The organism is Synechococcus sp. CS-1332, from assembly GCF_025127995.1.
In the GTDB taxonomy this organism is placed as follows: Bacteria; Cyanobacteriota; Cyanobacteriia; order PCC-6307; family Cyanobiaceae; genus Cyanobium.
The window spans coordinates 64,456-82,200 of record NZ_JAHLYP010000038.1 but is presented as its reverse complement, the minus strand read 5'-3'; the positions used below and the strand labels follow the sequence as shown (position 1 = coordinate 82,200).

Genomic DNA, 17,745 nt, shown 5'->3' with positions numbered 1-17,745 from the left:
GGGGAACGCTAACAGCGGTGGCTAACGGCTGCCTTTAATGCCGATCTCTTAGATCGGGTATTGCGTCTGCCACCGTGATCCTGCCGTCTTGATCCTGTCGTCGCGGCGACCGGATGGGTGGCCCTGGGCCCTGCACCTTGTCGGTCGCAGGGTTCTGCCTACGCTCCGCATGTGCCCGATCTCTCCCCTCAGCCGGCCCGCGTTGGGCCACGCCTCGCCGCCGGCCTTGCCATCGCCTTCGGGTTGCTGCTGGCCCTCTGGGCGGCAGCGCGGCTGGGCATTGAGTGGCTCTGGTTCACCCAGTTCGACGTCCAGGGAATCCTGTTGCGGCGCTGGATGCTGCAGATCTCGGCCTTCGCGTTGGTTTTCGGCCTGGGCTCGGCTTTGCAACTTGCCCAGCTGCAGCGCTGCTGGCGTCTACGGGAGCAGGGCGCCGAGGCACCCAGGCCCACGGAGCCGATGCTGCGGCTGGAGAACGGCGCCCTGGTGGTGGTGCTGATCGGCCTGGTGCTGCTGCTGGCCGGCGGCCTGAGCTATCTGATGGTGCAGGCCAGGGGACTGATCGCCAACCCCTTCAATGGCGATGTGATCACCGGCTTCTCCGTGCTCCGGGATCTGCCGCCCCTGCTGGTGGCAGCTCTGGCGGGCGGTCTGTTGCTGCCGCTGCTGCTCTGGCCCCACACCACCCTGCGCATCACCCTGGCGGCCGCCCTGGCGGGCTCGGCCACGGCGGTGGCACGGGGCTGGAGCCTGTGGTTGCCGGCCCTGCTGGCCACACCCTTCGGCGAAGGGGATCCACTCACCGGTTTCGATCTCTCCTTCACGGTGCTACGCCTGCCGGCCCTGCGCCTGCTGCTGAGCGTGCTTCTCGCCCAGGGCCTAGTGGGGCTGGCGGCCTGTCTGCTGCTCACCATCGGCAAGGGCCGCAGCCTGTCGGATCTGCGTTTCGATGGCCTCAGCAAGGCCCAGCAGCAGGTGCTGCAACCCCAGGTGGCGGCGCTGGCCGTCGTGTTGGCGCTCAGCAACGCCCTGGCGCCCTTTGATCTGATGGTGCAGGGCAGCGGCGTGGCCTCGGGGGCTGGATACGTGGACCTGAACGTGCGCCTGCCGCTGCGGCTGCTGTTCGCCGTGCTGCTGCTGCTGACGGCCTTCGCCCTGCTGGTGCCCCTGCCCCGGGGCTGGCTGCGCCGCGGCGCCCTGATTCCCCTGGCCGGCACGGCCGTGCTGGTGCCCATCAGCGAATGGGTGTTGGCGCCCCTGGCCCAGCGCTTCTGGGTGCAGCCCCGGGAGCTGGCGGTGGAAACCCCCTACCTGGAGCGCAGCATCCGGGCCACCCGCCGTGCCTTCGGGCTGGAGAATGTTCGCACCCTCCGGCTGGAACCCCGCCAGGGTCTCACGAAGGCGGACCTGGCCAAGGCCCCCGGCACCCTGGCCAACATCCGCCTCTGGGACAGCCAGCCCCTGCTGGCCGCCAACCGCCAGCTGCAGCAACTGCGGCTGTACTACACCTTCCCTTCGGCGGCGGTGGATCGCTACCCGCTCCAGGGCAAGTCGGCCCGCGACGGCTCCCAGCAGGTGCTGATCTCGGCCCGGGAGCTGGACAGCAGCGCCCTTCCCCCCGGCTCGCGCACCTGGCTGAACCGCCACCTGGTGTTCACCAACGGCCACGGCTTCACCGTCTCGCCGGTGAATGCCATCGGCGCCGACGGCCTGCCCCTGTTCTTCGTCAAGGACCTGGGCAGCAGCGGCCGGGTGCAGGGCCTCCCGGAACTGGGCATCACTGACAAGGACGCCCGGGCCGCCCTGCCGGTGGGTAGCCCGAGCCTTTACTTCGCCTCAGGCCCCTCCCCCTACGCGATCGCCCCCACCAAGGTGAAGGAGTTCTCCTATCCGGAGGGGGAACTGAACGTTTACACCCACTACACCGGTACCCGGGGCATCTCCCTGGCCCATCCCCTCAACCGGCTGGCGGCCGCGATCTACCTGCGCGAAGCGCGACTGCTGTTCACCGGGTCCTTCACAGACCGATCGCTGCTGCTGCTGCGGCGACAGGTGAACCAACGCCTGACGGCCCTGGCGCCGTTCCTGCGTTTTGAAAGCCAGCCCTACCTGGTCACGGCGCGGGTGGCCGGCAGTGCGGGCTACCGGCCGGAGCAGTACCAGTACTGGCTCCTGGATGGCTTCACCACCAGCCGCTCCTATCCCTACAGCGATCCCAATCCGCAGGGACTGCGCTATTTCCGCAACCCGGTGAAGGCGGTGGTGGATGCCCACGACGGCCGACTCTGGTTCTACGTGAACGACGCCAAAGATCCGGTGCTGCGCACCTGGATCCGCGCCTTTCCCGAACTGTTCCGACCGCTTTCGGCCATGCCGAAGGCCCTGCTCGCCCATATCCGGGTGCCCAAGAGCCAGTTCGACATCCAGGCGGAGCGTCTGCTGCGCTACCACGTCACCGACGTGCGCACCTTCTACAACGGCGACGACGTCTGGTCGGTGCCTACCGAGATCTACGGCGAAAGCAGCGTGCAGGTCTCGCCTTACCACCTCACCCTCCAGTTACCCGGCCAGAAACGCTCCGAGTTCGTGCTGTTGCTGCCCTTCACCCCCCTGCGGCGCTCCAACCTGGTGGGCTGGCTAGCGGCCCGCAACGATCCGCCCCACTACGGCGAGCTGAAGCTGGTGCGCTTCCCCCAGCAACGGCTGCTGCTCGGCCCCCAGCAGATCACCGCCCTGATCGATCAGGACCCAACGATCAGTTTCCAGTTCGGTCTCTGGAACCGGCTGGGCTCACGGCTGTTCCGCGGCAATTTGCTGGTGTTGCCGGTGGGCGAGGGTCTCCTCTACGTGGAGCCGATCTACCTGCAGTCCAAGAGCAACGACCTACCCAGCCTTGTGCGGGTGGTGGTCACCGACGGCAGGCGCTTCGTGATGGAGCGCAACCTGCGCCGTGCCCTCGAACGGCTTGTGGACGAGGCGCCCACCGACAAAGAGGGCGGCGCCCCCGCCGCCAGCCTGCCCCTGCCTTGAGCGCCATGAAAAAAGGGGGCCAAGGCCCCCCGAAGCAAGGTTTGCGGGACGCCGATCAGGCGGCCACGGCGGTCTTGGGATCCAGGGCACCCTTGGCGTAGAGGGCGGCGTAGTAGTTGATGTCGCGCTGCTTGATCTTGCTGGCGTTGCCGGCACACCAGAACTGCTGGTAACGGTCGAGGCAGACCTTCTTCATGTAGGCCCGGGCGGGCTTGTTGAAGTGGCGGGGATCGAAGTTGGAGGGATCCTTGGCAGCGGCTTCACGCACGGCGGCGGTGAAGGCGAGGCGGTTGTCGGTGTCGATGTTGACCTTGCGCACGCCGTTGCGGATGCCTTCCTGGATCTCCTCGACGGGAACGCCGTAGGTCTCGGGGATGGCACCGCCGTACTTGTTGATCATGTCCAGCCATTCCTGGGGAACGGAGCTGGAACCGTGCATCACCAGGTGGGTGTTGGGGATGGCCTTGTGGATCTCGGCGATCCGGGAGATGGCCAGCACTTCGCCGGTGGGCTTGCGGGTGAACTTGTAGGCGCCGTGGCTGGTGCCGATGGCGATGGCCAGGGCATCCACCTTGGTCTTGGCGACGAAGTCGGCCGCCTCGGCGGGGTCGGTGAGGAGCTGGGAGTGGTCGAGGGAGCCTTCGAAGCCGTGGCCATCCTCGGCTTCACCCTTGCCGGTTTCCAAAGAACCCAGGCAACCCAGTTCGCCTTCCACACTCACGCCGATGGCGTGGGCCACATCCACCACTTCCTTGGTGACGGCCACGTTGTAGTCGTAGCTGGCGGGGGTCTTGGCGTCGGCCTCAAGGGAGCCGTCCATCATCACCGAGGTGAAGCCGTTGGCAGCGGCGCCGTAGCAGGTGGCGGGGCTGTTGCCGTGGTCCTGGTGCATCACCACCGGGATGTCGGGATAGGTTTCCACCGCGGCCAGGATCAGGTGGCGCAGAAAGCTTTCACCGGCGTACTGACGGGCGCCACGGGAGGCCTGCAGGATCACCGGGCTGTCGGTTTCGTAGGCAGCCTCCATGATCGATTGCACCTGCTCCAGGTTGTTGACGTTGAAGGCAGGAATGCCGTAGCCGTTTTCTGCGGCGTGATCAAGCAGCAGACGAAGCGGTACGAGCGCCATGGGAAATCTCGCGGTTTTTGGGTGGGTACGGTTGCGGAGAACCGTGGTCGAAGGACGGCTGGCGGGGTCGTCCCGCCGGGTCTGACGGGGAGTCTAGGGGATGCCCATCAGGGTTCCTTCGCCTGAACGGGCCCAGTCGCAGCAGCGCTGACTGGTCACCGCCTCGGCCAGTCCGGGCACCATCGGCCGGCGCTGGCGCACCGCCTGCGACCACCAGCCCAGCAGCCGCCGAACCGGGGCGATGCGGCCGTCCTCCCAGGTGCGGTCGTAGGCCAGGGCCGGGTCGGCCGACAGGGGCCGCAGGGCTTCGCCCGGCCGCGCCATCCACAGCTGCATGCCGTGCACGTAGTCGGCCTGGTTGCTGGAGCCCAGCACCAGGGTGGCCTCGCTGCCGTAGAGCTCGATCCAGTAGCCCCGTCCGCCCCGGGCCACGGAGGAGAGGGTCAGCTGGGCGGGGACGGGCCGGCCCCGGTGGTCTTCAAGGTCGAGCTGGATCAGGGCACTGTCTTCGGCATCCACGGCTCCCATGGAACCGGAGCCGGGGATGGGCCGCTCGCTGATGGCGGTGCTCAGCCGGGCGCTGAGTCCCCGGCTGGGGCCGATCAACCAGTGCAGGGTGTCGAAGGCGTGGGTGCCGAGAGCACCGAGCACACCGCCGCCGGCCGCCGCCTGGGAATACCAGGTGTGGGGGCGGTGGGGATCGGCGCGGCTGGACATCAGCCAGTCGAACTTCACCAGCCACGGATCCCCCAGCACCCCCTCGGCGACCAGGGCCGCCAGCTGCTGGACATGGGGCACGGCCCGGTATTCGAAGTCGACCGCCGCCACCAGGCCCCGTTCGATAGCAAGGCGCTGCAGCTCCTCCACCTGGCCGGCGTTCAGCGCCACCGGCTTCTCCAGCAGCAGGTGCTTGCCGGCCTCCAGGGCCGCTCTGGCCAGGGCGAAGCGGGGCTCAGGCGGGGTGGCGATCACCACCGCCTCCACGGCCGGATTGGCCAGCAGAGCGGCGAAGTCGTGAACAGCGGGCAGATCGGCCGCCTGACCGGCGGCGGCGGCCCGCTCGGGGCGGGGATGCCAGAGGACCACCGGTTCGGTGCCCGGGCAGTCGCGCAGGGCCGGCAGGATCACCTTCTCACCGAAGCCGAGGCCGGCGACGGCGACCCGCAGGGGGGCGTCAGGCCGTCGCATCGCTGTTCTGGGGGAGGCGGGCGGCCGTGCAGGCGGCGTGCAGCACCCGGATCGTGAGGTTGTCGCCGGCGGCGGCCTGCCAGGGGGCGCCCCAGTGGGGCAGGCCGTTGACGGACGTGTCCCGGTAGAGCTCCTCGTCGCAATCGAGCTGCATCACGTACAGCTGGCCGACGGGGGGGCGATCGCCCTCGGCCGCATCGTCGGCGGCGGCGGGCTGGAAGCGGCTGAGCACCGAGAGGCGACCCTCGCGATCGAAGCGGAGGCTGCCGGAGTCCCACCACTGCCGGCCCTCAGGACTGGCCTCCACCTCCTGCCAGTCGACCGGACCGGCCCAGGTGGCGACGGGGGCGGCGAGCCAGAGGGCGAGCACCAGCAGGGCGGCGAGCAGCCGGACGGCGCCCCTCATGGCGCCACTGACAGGGCCGGGCGCACGCTGCCGTGCAGCCGCAGCAGGGTGGCCAGGGTGCCGCGCAGCTCGGGCCGGGGCACGATCGTGTCCACGAAGCCGTGGTCCTGGAGGTACTCGGCAGTCTGGAAGCCATCGGGCAGCTTTTCGCCCAGGGTCTGCTCAATCACCCGGCGGCCGGCGAAGGCGATCATGGCCTTGGGCTCGGCCAGGATCAGGTCGCCCAGCATGGCGAAGCTGGCGGTGACCCCACCGGTGGTGGGGTGGGTGAGCAGGGGCAGGTAGAGCAGCTCCGTGCTGCGGTGGCGCTGCAGGGCACCGGACACCTTGGCCATCTGCATCAGGCTGAGCATCCCCTCCTGCATGCGGGCGCCGCCGGAAGCGCAGACGATCACCAACGGGTAGCGGCGGGCGGTGGCCAGTTCCACCAGCCGGGTGAGCTTCTCGCCCACCACCGAGCCCATCGAACCGCCCATGAAGCGGAAATCCATCACCCCCAGGGCCAGGGGCATGCCCTCCAGACGGCAGAGGCCGGTGATCACCGCATCCCGCAGGCCCGTGGCCCGCTGGGTGTCCCGCAACCGGTCGGCATAGCTGCGGCGGTCCTTGAAGGCCAGGGGATCGGTGGGGGCCAGATCGGCATCGATGGGTTCGAAGCTGCCCTCATCCGCGATCAGGCGGATGCGCTCCCTGCTGTCGATGCGGTGATGGTGGCCGCAGCCCTTGCAGACGCTGGCATTGGCGATCAGATCCTTGCGGTAGACCACCAGGCCGCATTCGGCGCACTTGCTCCAGAGGCCATCCCCCTCGTCGGCTTCAGGCCCTTTGCTGGCCCGCACGGCCGGAGCATTCTTGCGACGATCGGCGAACCAGTCGAACAGGGACATGGGGCGACGGAAGCAAGGGTGAAGGCAGACCAGTCATTAAAGACCCAGACCCCACAGGCGCAGCCATGGGGCGTGGCCACCGATCCAGACGGCCAGGGCACCGGCGGCGAGAAAGGGCCCGAAAGGGAAGGGCTGCTGGCGGCCGAGCCGGCCGGTGAGTCGGGCCAACCCGCCGATCAGGGCCCCACCGAGAACAGAGAGGCTCACGGCCAGGCCCAGCCCCAACGGTCCGAGCCAGGCCCCCATCAGGGCGGCCAGCTTGGCGTCCCCCAGCCCCAGGGCCGGCCGTCCCATCGCCTTCTCAGCCAGGGCGCTGAGGGCCTCGAAGCCCAGCAGGCCGGCGGCCACGGCCAGCAGGTGGGAGAACAGCAGGGTGCGGCCGACCACGGCCCCCTGCGGGAAGCCGACGGCGGCGGTGACCGCAAGGCCCAACACAACCCCCCAGCGGCAGAGGGGTTCCGGCAGCCAGAGGCTGTCGAGGTCGATCAGGGCCAGGGGCAGCAGCCAGCTGGCCAGTAGCCAACCGGCCGCCAGCAGCAGCCAGGCGCTGGGATCGGGGCCCATGGCTGCGGGTCGGGCGAAGAGCATCGCCACCCAGAGGCCGGCGGTGAGCAGCTCCACCAGGGGGTAGCGGACGGCGATGGCGGCCTGGCAGTGGCGGCAGCGGCCACGCAGCAGCAGCCAGCTGAGCAGCGGCAGGTTCTCGAACCAGGCCAGGGAGGCGCCACAGCGGGGGCAATGGCTGCCGGGAAAGACCAGCGACTCCTCCCGCGGCAACCGCCAGACCACCACGTTCAGGAAGCTGCCGATGCAGGCACCGGCCAGGGCCACGAAGGGGGCCAGCAGGGACAGCGGCAGAACAGACGACAGGAGGGGGGCTGGGGTCATGGCAACGGGCGGCTGGTTCCCCCCCGGGCGCTGCGGCCCCGGGACGAGCGGGGGCGCAGCAGGTCCATCGGCACGAACTGCTCCTCCGGCAGGAGGATCGGCGCCTCGAACACCACCCGTCCCTGGGGGCCGGCGCCGAGAAGGACCACCCCCAACGGCTCAGGAGCGGTGGGGCAGGACTCCAGGAAACGGAAATAGACGCGGCGCCCGTGGCGCAGGAGCTCGGCGCTGTTGATGCGATCGAGGCGCAGGGAGCCCTGGGACGGGGTCGCAGAGGACTCCCCGCCGCGGATCTGGAAGGAGGGACTGCCAGATCCGGATGGGGTGATGGTGGGGGGCTGGGCGGTGATGGGATTCACCGGTTCCTTTCGGGAGATCTTAGGGCCGAAAGGAAGATCAAGAGACTGATCTTCAGCTGAGTTTCTTCTGCTCCTCGATCATCTTGTGGATGATCGGAGTGAGGATGATCTCCATCGCGAAGCCCATCTTGCCGCCGTTCACCACGATGCTGGTGGGGCTCGACATGAAGGAGCCGTTGATCATGCGCAGCAGGTAGGAGAAGTCGATGCCCCACTTCTCCCGGGCGCCCTTTCGGAAATGAATGATGACGAAGCTCTCGTCAGGGCTGGGGATATTGCGGCAGATGAACGGGTTGGAGGTGTCCACCGTGGGCACCCGCTGGAAGTTGATGTCGGTGAGGCTGAACTGGGGGCAGATGTGGTTGATGTAGTCGGGCATGCGGCGCAGGATCGTGTCGACGATCGCTTCGGCCGAGTAGCCGCGCTCTGCGTTGTCGCGGGAGATCTTCTGGATCCACTCCAGGTTGGCGATCGGCACCACGCCGATCAGCAGATCCACCATCCCGGCCACGTCATAGCCGTCGCCCACCACCCCGCCGTGGAGGCCTTCATAGAAGAGGAGCTGGGTGTCCGCGGGGATCGGTTCCCAGGGGGTGAACTGGCCGGGCTCCAGGCTGGTGCCGAGGCGGGCGTTGTGCTCGGCCGCCTCCTCCACCGAGTGGAGGTAGTAGCGGCGGTTGCCGCTGCCGGTTTCGCTGTAGGTGCGGAACAGCTCTTCGAGCTTGTCGAAGATGTTGGCCTCGGGGCCGAAGTGGGAGAAGTTCTCGCCACGGGCCTGGGCCTCGGCCATCGCCTGCTTCATCGGGCCGCGCTCGAAGCGGTGGAAGCTATCGCCTTCCACCACCGCCGGGATGATGCCCTCGCGGGAAAAGATGTGCTCGAAGGCCCGCTTGACGGTGCTGGTTCCGGCTCCCGAGGAACCGGTGACTGCCACGACCGGGTGACGCTTCGACATCGACGCAAGGGGGGTTCGGAGGGTGTGAGTTTGGCAGGTCGCCGGTCCCCTCCCCCCGCGACCGTTACCTGACGGGGGACTTCAGGCGGGCAGGGCTGCGAGCAGCTGCTCGCCCATGGCCCGGCAGCCCACCAGGGTGCAGCCCTCACCCATCAGCAGGTCACCGGTGCGGTAGCCGGCGGCCAGCACCCGGTCGACGGCGGTCTCGAGGTCGGCGGCGGCGGCCTCCTGCTGCAGGCCCACCCGCAGCAGCATGGCGGCGGAGAGCACCATGGCGATGGGGTTGGCCTTGTCCTGGCCGGCGATGTCGGGGGCGGAGCCGTGAACCGGCTCGAACAGGCCCGGGCCTTCGGAACCGAGGGAGGCCGAGGGGAGCATGCCGATCGAGCCGGTGAGCATGGCGGCCTCGTCGGAGAGAATGTCGCCGAAGAGGTTGCTGGTCAGCAGCACGTCGAACTGGCGTGGCTCGCGCACCAGCTGCATGGCGGCATTGTCGACGTACATGTGGCTGAGCTCGACGGCGGGGAACTCGGCGTGGATCGCCTCCACCCGGTCGCGCCACAGCTGGCTGACATCGAGCACGTTGGCCTTGTCGACCGAGCAGAGCCGGCCGCGGCGGCCCGCCGCCAGCCGGAAGCCCACCCGGGCGATGCGGTCGACCTCATGATCCGTGTACACCATCGTATTGAAGGCCCGCACGCCGCCATCCACCTCGATGCGCCCCTTGGGGGTGCCGAAGTAGATGCCGCCGATGAGTTCGCGCACCACCAGCAGATCCACCCCTTCGATCACCTCGGGCCGCAGGCTGCTGGCACCGGCCAGGGCCGGGATGATCTTCACGGGCCGCAGGTTGGCGAACAGGCCCAGGCCGGAGCGCAGGGCCAGCAGACCGCTCTCGGGGCGCTGCTCACGGGGCAGGGCATCGAAGCGGGGGGCACCGATGGCGGCGAGCAGCACCGCATCGGCGGCCCGGCAGGCTGCCAGGGTGCTCGCCGGCAGGGGCTCACCGGTGGCGTCGATGGCGGCGCCGCCGACGGGCTGGGGATCGAACTGGAGGCTGAAGCCATGGCGGCAGCTCACCGCTTCCAGCAGGGTGCGGGCCACCGCGGTGATCTCCGGACCGATGCCGTCCCCCGCAAGCAGGGTGATCCTGTAGCTGGTCATTGCGAAGGGGGGGCCGCTCAGCAGGCGAGGCTACTTCTGCATCTGACGCAGGGTGCGGGCCATGTCGGGCAGCTTGTTGAAGACGGCGGAGCAGCGCAGCCAGAGCCGGTTGGGGATGGCGGGGTAGCCGCTGACCACCTCTCCGGCGGCGATCTCGCCGTGGATGCCGGACTTGGAGGAGGCGATGGCCCGATCGCCGATCACGGCCCGGTTGGCCACCCCCACCTGGCCGGCCAGGATCACACCGTTGCCGAGCACGGCGCCACCGGCGATGCCCACCTGGGCGGCCAGGGCACAGCCACGGCCTGTGACGACGCCATGGCCCACGTGCACCAGGTTGTCGATCTTGGTGCCGGCGCCGATGCGCGTCTCGCCGACGCTGGGGCGGTCGATGGTGGAGCCGCAGCCCACCTCGACGCCGTCCTCGAGCACCACCTGGCCGGTCTGGGGCATCTTCACCCACCCCGAAGCGGTGGGCACGAAGCCGAAACCCTCGGCACCGATCACCGCCTGCGACTGGACAACGCAACCGGCGCCAAGGCGGCTGCCGGGGTGGAGCACCGCCTGGGCGTGGATCTCGCAGCCCTCGCCCAGTTGAACGTCCTCATACAGGACGACACCGGGATGGAGCACGCAGCCGCGGGCCACGACGCAACCGGCGCCGATCACAACGTGGGCGCCCACATGCACCTCGGCGGCGACGCTGGCGCCGGGGTCGACCACGGCGCTGGGGTGGAGCCCCGGGGGTTTGGGGGTGGGCGGATGCAGGGCGGCGAGGGCCTCGGCGAAGCCGAGCCGGGGATTGGCAAGCGCCACCCAGGCCAGGCCGCGTTCGCTGGCCAGCTGCTGCAGCTCCGCATCGGGGGGCAGCAGCAGGGCGGCGGCACCGCTGGCGGAGAGGGCCGCCGCCAGGGCGTTGCCGGGCTCAAGGAAGGCCAGCTGGCCGGGGCCGGCGCGATCGAGCGCTTCGGCGCCCGAGATCTCCGGATCCCCTGCCAGGTGCCGCGGGCTGCCGTCCTGCACGGCGCCGATCCGGGTGAGCAGGCTGCTGAAGCGCATTCCCCAGGGGGCGGACGGCCCGGATCGTAGGCCCCACTCAGGGAGCCGGATCGAGCAGCTCCTGCAGGGGCACGAAGCGGTAGCCGCGCTGACGCAGCTCAGGAACGATGCAGCGCAGGGTCTCCAGGGTGCGGCCGCTGAGGGCCGGGGTGTCGTGCAGCACCAGGATCCCGCCGGGGTGGGCATTGAGCCGCACGAACAGGCGCACGAACCAGAGGGGAGGCCGCAGGGTGTCCCAGGGGAAGATCGACCCCAGCACCAGTCGGTAGGAGCGGGCCGCGAGGGCGTCGAGCATGGCCCGGTGGAACCAGCCGCCACCGGGGCGGAACCAGCGCCAGCACAGCTGGGCGGGGGCGGCGGCCCGGGCGATCGCCCGTTCGGTGTCGGCCAGCTGCTGCTGGAAGGCGGCCGGCGCCAGGGCGGCGGAACGTTCGTCGCACCAGAGGTGGTTGCCGAGGTCGTGGCCCTGCTGCAGGGCCCGGCGCGCGAAGCGGTGGTCGCGTTCCAGGTGGGAACCGATCAGGAAGAAGGTGGCCGGCACCTGGAGTTCCCGCAGCAGGTCCAGCAGGGCCTCCGATCCGGCGCCGCTGGGGCCGTCGTCAATGCTGAGGGCCAGCCGCATTTGCCGCCCCCGGCCGCAGAAGACCACATCCGGAGCCAGGCGCGCCAGCAGTCCACGGATCAGCAACGACGGCAGCAGCACCACGACCACCACCAGATCCAGCAGCAGGATCAGGGCCAGGAGGGCGAGCAGCAGGGTCATGGTCGGGGCCAGGCTCAAGAACGATGACACCGGCGGCGCGCCAGGGGCCACCGGCGGCTGGGCTGGCTAGGGCTGGGGATCGGTTTCGCTCCCCTGCGTGACGCCATGACCGCCCCGAAGAAAGCTTCCGCAACCATCACATCCCGCCCGCGGGGGCAGGCCCGCACGGTCATCTACTGCCACGGCATCTCCAACATGCCCGCCGAGGGGGTGCTGCGCTCGGAGTGGGACCACGCCCTGTTCGGCACCAACCAGGGGGAGCGCACCCGCATGGCCTACTGGGTGGACCGGGAGCGTTACCCGCAACCCGCGGGGGTCTCCACCCGGGCCATCGGCGAGGACCGGGCCACCCTGCAGTGGGCAGCGGCGGACCTGCTGGCCGTCTCGATCCAGCAGAGCGACGCACCGACCGAGTCGGAGGCGTTCGTGGCCGCGCTGAGGCAGCAACTGGAGGCGGCCGCCCAGACGGCGGCGCACAGGGGGGCACCGATGGGGGGGCCCGCGGCGCGCTCGGTGGAAGCCAAAGGGCTGTGGAGTCCGGTGACGGCAATGTTCACCGAGGCGTTCATGGCAGATGTGAACGACTTCCTGTTCAACAAGGCGAAACGCGAGCGGATGGTGCAGACGATGAAGGACCGGATCAGCACCGGCGGGGGGCCCTTCGTGGTGATCGGCCACAGCCAGGGGAGCATGGTCACGTACCAGGCGCTGATGGAGCTAGGCGCCGCGGTACCGGTGGATCTTTACGTCACGATCGGCTCACCCCTGGGACTGCCCCAGGTGACCGACGTGCTGCAGAAGTGGCACGGGAAAAAGACGCTGCCGATCCCCGCCGGTGTGAAGCGCTGGGTGAACATCGCCCAGGACGGTGACATCGTCTGCCTGGACCAGAGCCTGGCCGACGAGTACGGCACCGCCGGCAAGCCGAAGATCGTCGATGAACGCTTGCAGGGCATGGTGTGGCCGCCCAGCAAGGCCCACTCCGCCAGTGGCTACCTGGCGCGAAGGTCCACCCAGGAGACGGTGCTGGCGGCGCTGGATCGCTCACGCTTCCAGCCAGTGAGTCCGATCACGGTGACACGCAGCCTGAGCGAGGCGCTGGATATTGAGGCCACCGCCAGGGTGCCCGTGCTGATCGAGCTGCTGGACGGCTCAGCGGAAGCTGCTGAGCCGGGCGATTCGCTTGAGACGGCCAGGTCAGCGGTGCTCACCTGGATCCACCGCAACGTGCTCAGAAAGCCGATCACCGCCGACACGATCGCCCTGGAGGATCAGCTGGACCGCTATGTGGCGGCGAACCTGACCAGGGCCGAGGTGGAACGGCTGGCGGCCGCGCTGGGACAGCAGTACGGCAGCGACGCCCCGGCGGTGTATCGCCTGTTCGGCAACAGCCGCAAGCGGGCGCTGATGCACGATTCGATCCACACGGTGCAGGCCCGGACGGCCCAGCTGGGCTACAACGCCTGCGGCCAGGGGATCACCTGGGCGGTGCTGGACACGGGCATCGACAGCCACCATCCCCATTTCAACAACACGGCCTTCGCAGCGAAGGGAACGGTGGCCGCCGACTGGGACTGCACTGCCCGGGGGGCCGTGCGGGGCGGCAGCGGCAACGATGCCAACGGCCACGGCACCCATGTGGCAGGGATCATTGCCGGCGGGATGCTGTCAGTTGGCGGCGAGGGCGGCCAAGACATGCTGGCGATGGCGCCCCGGGCCCGGATCGTGAGCTACAAAGTGCTGGCCGACAACGGCAGCGGCTACGACGCCTGGATCATCAAGGCGATCGATCACATCTGGAAGCAGAACCAGGACGGACGGCGCCTGACGATCCAGGGGGTGAATCTGAGTCTGGGGGGGTCGTTCGATCCGGCCAGCTTCGGCTGCGGCGATTCACCGCTGTGCGCCTCTCTGCTGCGGTTGGTGCGCCAGGGTGTTCTGGTGGTGCTTGCGGCTGGCAACGAGGGCAGCGGCGACATCGTGGTGGACGGCCTGAGCACCACCCGCTCCTTCGATCTCTCGATCGGGGATCCGGCCAACCTGGAAGAGGCGATCGCCGTCGGATCGGTGCATCCAACCCAGCCGCACCGCTACGGCACCTCCTACTTCTCCTCACGGGGTCCCACCGCCGATGGCCGCATCAAGCCCGACGTGGTGGGCCCGGGGGAGCGGATCCTTTCGTGCCGGAGTAGCGGCAAGGGCAAGAGCCTCGATGAACTGTATGTGGCCCTCTCCGGCACGAGCATGGCGGCGCCGCACATCTCCGGACTGCTGGCCGCGTTCCTCTCGGTGCGCACCGAATTCATCGGCTATCCCGACCGGGTGAAGAGGATCCTGCTCGAGCACTGCACCGATCTCCAGCGCGACCGGTATCACCAGGGGGCAGGCCTGCCGAATCTCTCGAAGATGCTGCTGGAGACGTGAGGGATTCACGGGTCCGTGAACAACGGCAACGATCCTGTTGAAAAAAGATTTAACGGCGTCTCCCGTGCGGTTGTCAGCCATCGCTGCAGGCTGTTGTCCTGTGGTTCACGGAATGGACTGGGCGCCAAGAGGTGTTCACGGAAACCACCTAAAAACAAGTTAGGCTGACAACCGATTAAGGAGTGATAGAAACCAGTGGTCAGTGATTGGAGTATTTGGGAGAACTTTAGAGCTGCGCAGCAAGAGATTCTTCTGCCCGCTGGTCAAGTTGCCCACATCCCTGTTTTTGTAAGATATCTCGATGTAGGCGAAGCTCAGCGAGGCACGATTCTACTGATGCATGGAATCCCGACATGGGGATATCTCTATCATGCAGTTATCCCACCATTGGTAGATGCTGGATATCGGATTTTGGCTCCAGACTTTTTAGGGCATGGATGGTCTGATCGCCGCGATCGCTTCGATCGGTCCTTTCAAGATCAAGCATGTATGATTACCGCCCTTCTATCAGCGCTCAAATTAGAGTGTGTGGATGTTGTCGGGCACGACACTGGTGGCGCGGTTGCTCTCATTCTGGCAATTGAACACCGAGATTACGTAAATCGTCTTGTTGTTTCAAATTCGGTCTGCTACGACCGATTCGACGATGACATGCTTGACTTTGGGCACGCTTTAAGATGGAAGAATCGTCCGATCTCAGATTTAGTCAAGGCGCTCGAAGAAAGTCTCGCAGCAGGGCTTTCCAATCCAAACCAGCTTACCCATGAGTTTCGGCAAGGTATCATTGCTCCTTGGGCCAGTGAGGAAGGCAAGCTGAGTTTGATTCGAAATGCTTCTGCGCTCAATGCCAACCAGACCATGGCACTCGTCGATCGTCATAGAGATATCTGTGCTCAGACGATGATTTTATGGGGGATGGATGACCCTTGGCAGAAATCAGAAGATGGTAAGCAATTAGCTCAAGAGATTCCTGGTGCAATCTTCCGCGCCATTGATGGAGCATCACACTGGGTGCAACAAGATGCACCAGAAAAGTTCTGTGAAGCACTATTAGATTTTTTTGCCCTCGCGCCTAACAACCGCAATGCACCGGAACTTTAAGTATGCTGGGGGCCAGCAAAGATTATCTGCTTCCGGTAGTTGCGAACGTTAGGCGGCAAGACCACAACAGAGGCAATCAAGTGATCATCGGCCCCATTCAAGAGCATGAGAGAGAGGTATTGCTTGGCTTAGCCGTGAGCACCGGATTATTCACGGCCGAGGACGCAGAAGGCCTGTTGGGTGGAGTTCTGGATTCCCTAGCTGCTGGGGAGCTGCCCGAGGGGCATACTGTTGTGGCTTGTCGCGAGTCTCGCGACGGCCCAGCCATTGGGTGGTCGTACTATGCGCCAGACCCCTATGCCGAGACGGTGTGGAACGTGTGGTGGATCGGCGTAAGTCCCAGTTATCATGGCGACGGTGTCGGCCAAGCCATTCTTTCAAACATCGAGCGAGACGCGGCAGCATTGGGTGCGCGTGTCATCGTTATTGAGACAAGCGACCAGGCACCTTTGGCGCGAGCCCGGAACTTTTACCTGAAGCGCGGATATGAAGAGCGAGGCCGCATCCCAGATTTCTATGCTGAGGGGGATTCAAAGGTGATCTTTTCACGCTCTCTCGCCGGTGCTGCCTAACAACGGCTGCCGCTGTTGGGCCACCGCCAGGAACCGCAGAACAGCAAACACCACGAAACGCGAGATCCCCTGGCTTCTGTTGACACCAGCACCATCGAGACCTCGTAGAAGCAGCAAGCACCATGAATCCGATAGAACACACAAGTCCTGCCCCAATGCCTAGATACAAGAAATGGGCGATGTGGATAGGCAGGATTGTTCTTGTCCCCGTCTTTACGGCAGCTTGTGCAGGGCTTGCCTTTGGCCTCTACCGCTTCGTCATGACGGAACAGATTAACACCCCGGGCAGAAACTTTGGTCCCGCTAGTAGCACTATCCACTTCTCAGACCACCCTGTCTGGTTCCTTGTCCTCCTCCTCTTCTACCTTGTGCTGGTCGCGAACTGTATCGTCGGAACCTTTTTAGTCGCTCGATTGTTCTTTAGGCGGGAACCGAATGGCGCGTAGTGACGCCTAACACCTCGCTCAAGCTGACCGGCCATGGTCTGCAATATCTTTCCGCTTCAGGCCCATTCTGTCAATTTCCATACGTGGCCAAGCAATGCACGCCTGCTCCGGCGGCTTAACTCGACCGTCGAGCGTACTGTCTGCTGAGGGGGAAGCTATGAACGAGGTTGTCATCCGCCATGTAGAGCCGGACGACTATCAACCGATCATCTCGGTCGTTGATGAATGGTGGGGTGGTCGGCCCATGGCCGAAATGCTTCCCAAACTCTTCTTCGTCCACTTCAGGTCTACCAGCTTCACCGCCGTAGTCGATGGTCAGGTCGTTGCGTTCCTCATCGGGTTCGTTTCGCAGACCTATCCCGACCAGGCCTATGTCCATTTTCTCGGTGTGCATCCGGCACGACGTGGAGAGGGGTTGGGACGCCTCCTCTATGAGCGTTTCTTTGCCAGGGCTGCCTCGCTTGGCTGTCGCACAGTGCATTGCGTGACCGCTCCGGTCAATCGCAACTCGATTGCCTTCCACCGTCGCATGGGATTCTCGCTCCTTGAATCCGATTTCAAGATCGACGGCGTTCCCGTTGCTGTGGGCTATGACGGGGAAGCTGAAGACCGCGTGATATTCACGAAGAATCTCGATACTCTAGACATTGTCCGTTGATGTCCAACATGTCGATCGAACAGACAAGCGGCTGTGCAGTATACAGTTCATCCGCCAAGACGAGAACCGCATGTCCAATGCCCTAAAGGAGTACAGCCACATGCCAGAGGGAAACAAGAACATCGTCCGACGACTCATATCCGAAGGATGGAATGGGCGCCATTACGCAGTGATCGATGAGCTTTGCTCGGCCAACTTCACCATGCACGATCCATCGGCTCCGAATCTTGCGAATGGACCAGAAGCCGCCAAGGCCTACATCGGTGCGCTCGTAGCGGCTTTTCCCGACCTTCACATGCAGGTACACGATCTGTTCGGAGAAGCAGACCGAGTCTCCCTAAGGTGGTCTGCCGAAGGAACCCACCGAGGAGAATTCAACGGAATTCCACCAACCAACAAGCGAGTCTGCGTATCCGGTCAGGCGATCTACCGACTTGCCGACGGCAAGATTGAGGAAGACTGGATCATGGTGGATACCTACGGGATGCTTCAGCAGCTCGGCGTCATTCCAAGTTGACCAGGCAACATCGGGGAGATCTCGATACCGTCATCCGTGTGTGTCCTCAACCATGACGACAGCCCTGTTCAGCCCGGCGATGCTGGTCGATCCTTACCCGACCTACGCCGAGTTGCGGCGGACCGAACCGGTCCACTGGCATGAACCGTTCGGGGCCTAGGTGCTGACGTGCTTCGACGACTTGGTGGCGGCGACGCAC

16 protein-coding genes are annotated in these 17,745 nt (G+C 66.2%); 6 read left to right on the top strand and 10 right to left on the bottom strand.

The window, feature by feature from the left end:
- Positions 1-171: 171 nt before the first annotated feature.
- Positions 172-3,030 (top strand): UPF0182 family protein, encoded by a 2,859-nt coding sequence (locus KQ305_RS07740; protein WP_259724834.1) that lies wholly within the window; start codon positions 172-174, stop codon positions 3,028-3,030.
- Between the two features lie 55 nt (positions 3,031-3,085).
- Here the strand turns inward: KQ305_RS07740 and fba are convergent, their stop codons facing one another.
- The 10 genes from fba to KQ305_RS07690 all read right to left on the bottom strand — a co-directional run bounded on the left by fba (position 3,086) and on the right by KQ305_RS07690 (position 11,828).
- On the bottom strand, positions 3,086-4,159 hold the full coding sequence (gene fba / locus KQ305_RS07735) for a class II fructose-bisphosphate aldolase (RefSeq protein ID WP_259724833.1): 1,074 nt from the start codon (positions 4,157-4,159) through the stop codon (positions 3,086-3,088).
- 93 nt (positions 4,160-4,252) lie between these two features.
- Positions 4,253-5,347: a Gfo/Idh/MocA family protein gene (locus KQ305_RS07730; protein ID WP_259724832.1), complete on the bottom strand. Its 1,095-nt coding sequence runs from the start codon at positions 5,345-5,347 to the stop codon at positions 4,253-4,255.
- Positions 5,334-5,753, bottom strand: coding sequence for a hypothetical protein (locus tag KQ305_RS07725; protein ID WP_259724831.1), 420 nt, complete (start codon positions 5,751-5,753; stop codon positions 5,334-5,336). Before KQ305_RS07725 ends, KQ305_RS07730 begins: the two co-directional genes overlap by 14 nt.
- The gene (gene accD / locus KQ305_RS07720; RefSeq protein ID WP_259724830.1) at positions 5,750-6,640 is read right to left on the bottom strand and encodes an acetyl-CoA carboxylase, carboxyltransferase subunit beta; all 891 of its coding nucleotides are present in this window, start codon (positions 6,638-6,640) and stop codon (positions 5,750-5,752) included. Before accD ends, KQ305_RS07725 begins: the two co-directional genes overlap by 4 nt.
- Positions 6,641-6,676: 36 nt before the next feature.
- Positions 6,677-7,528 (bottom strand): A24 family peptidase, encoded by an 852-nt coding sequence (locus KQ305_RS07715; protein ID WP_259724829.1) that lies wholly within the window; start codon positions 7,526-7,528, stop codon positions 6,677-6,679.
- A complete protein-coding gene (locus KQ305_RS07710; RefSeq protein WP_259724828.1) occupies positions 7,525-7,887 on the bottom strand; it encodes a hypothetical protein in 363 nt (120 codons plus the stop codon). Before KQ305_RS07710 ends, KQ305_RS07715 begins: the two co-directional genes overlap by 4 nt.
- Before the next feature lie 52 nt (positions 7,888-7,939).
- Positions 7,940-8,842: a phosphoribulokinase gene (locus KQ305_RS07705; RefSeq protein WP_259724827.1), complete on the bottom strand. Its 903-nt coding sequence runs from the start codon at positions 8,840-8,842 to the stop codon at positions 7,940-7,942.
- An 81-nt stretch (positions 8,843-8,923) separates the two neighbouring features.
- On the bottom strand, positions 8,924-10,006 hold the full coding sequence (gene leuB / locus KQ305_RS07700) for a 3-isopropylmalate dehydrogenase (protein ID WP_259724826.1): 1,083 nt from the start codon (positions 10,004-10,006) through the stop codon (positions 8,924-8,926).
- A 30-nt stretch (positions 10,007-10,036) separates the two neighbouring features.
- Positions 10,037-11,065 carry a UDP-3-O-(3-hydroxymyristoyl)glucosamine N-acyltransferase gene (lpxD, locus tag KQ305_RS07695; RefSeq protein ID WP_259724825.1) on the bottom strand — a complete coding sequence of 343 codons (1,029 nt, stop codon included), beginning with the start codon at positions 11,063-11,065 and terminating at the stop codon, positions 10,037-10,039.
- Positions 11,066-11,102: 37 nt separating this feature from the next.
- On the bottom strand, positions 11,103-11,828 hold the full coding sequence (locus KQ305_RS07690; RefSeq protein ID WP_259724824.1) for a polysaccharide deacetylase family protein: 726 nt from the start codon (positions 11,826-11,828) through the stop codon (positions 11,103-11,105).
- A gap of 105 nt (positions 11,829-11,933) precedes the next feature.
- Between KQ305_RS07690 and KQ305_RS07685 the strand changes: the two genes are divergently transcribed.
- The 5 genes from KQ305_RS07685 (at position 11,934) to KQ305_RS07665 (ending at position 17,546) form a co-directional block, all read left to right on the top strand.
- The gene (locus KQ305_RS07685) at positions 11,934-14,252 is read left to right on the top strand and encodes a S8 family peptidase (RefSeq protein ID WP_259724823.1); all 2,319 of its coding nucleotides are present in this window, start codon (positions 11,934-11,936) and stop codon (positions 14,250-14,252) included.
- Between the two features lie 195 nt (positions 14,253-14,447).
- Positions 14,448-15,353, top strand: a complete 906-nt coding sequence (locus KQ305_RS07680; protein WP_259724822.1) for an alpha/beta fold hydrolase — start codon at positions 14,448-14,450, stop codon at positions 15,351-15,353.
- 80 nt (positions 15,354-15,433) lie between these two features.
- Positions 15,434-15,925, top strand: a complete 492-nt coding sequence (locus tag KQ305_RS07675; protein WP_259724821.1) for an N-acetyltransferase — start codon at positions 15,434-15,436, stop codon at positions 15,923-15,925.
- Positions 15,926-16,528: 603 nt separating this feature from the next.
- Positions 16,529-17,029 (top strand): GNAT family N-acetyltransferase, encoded by a 501-nt coding sequence (locus KQ305_RS07670; protein ID WP_259724820.1) that lies wholly within the window; start codon positions 16,529-16,531, stop codon positions 17,027-17,029.
- 70 nt (positions 17,030-17,099) lie between these two features.
- Positions 17,100-17,546 carry an ester cyclase gene (locus tag KQ305_RS07665; RefSeq protein ID WP_259724819.1) on the top strand — a complete coding sequence of 149 codons (447 nt, stop codon included), beginning with the start codon at positions 17,100-17,102 and terminating at the stop codon, positions 17,544-17,546.
- Positions 17,547-17,745 lie beyond the last annotated feature (199 nt).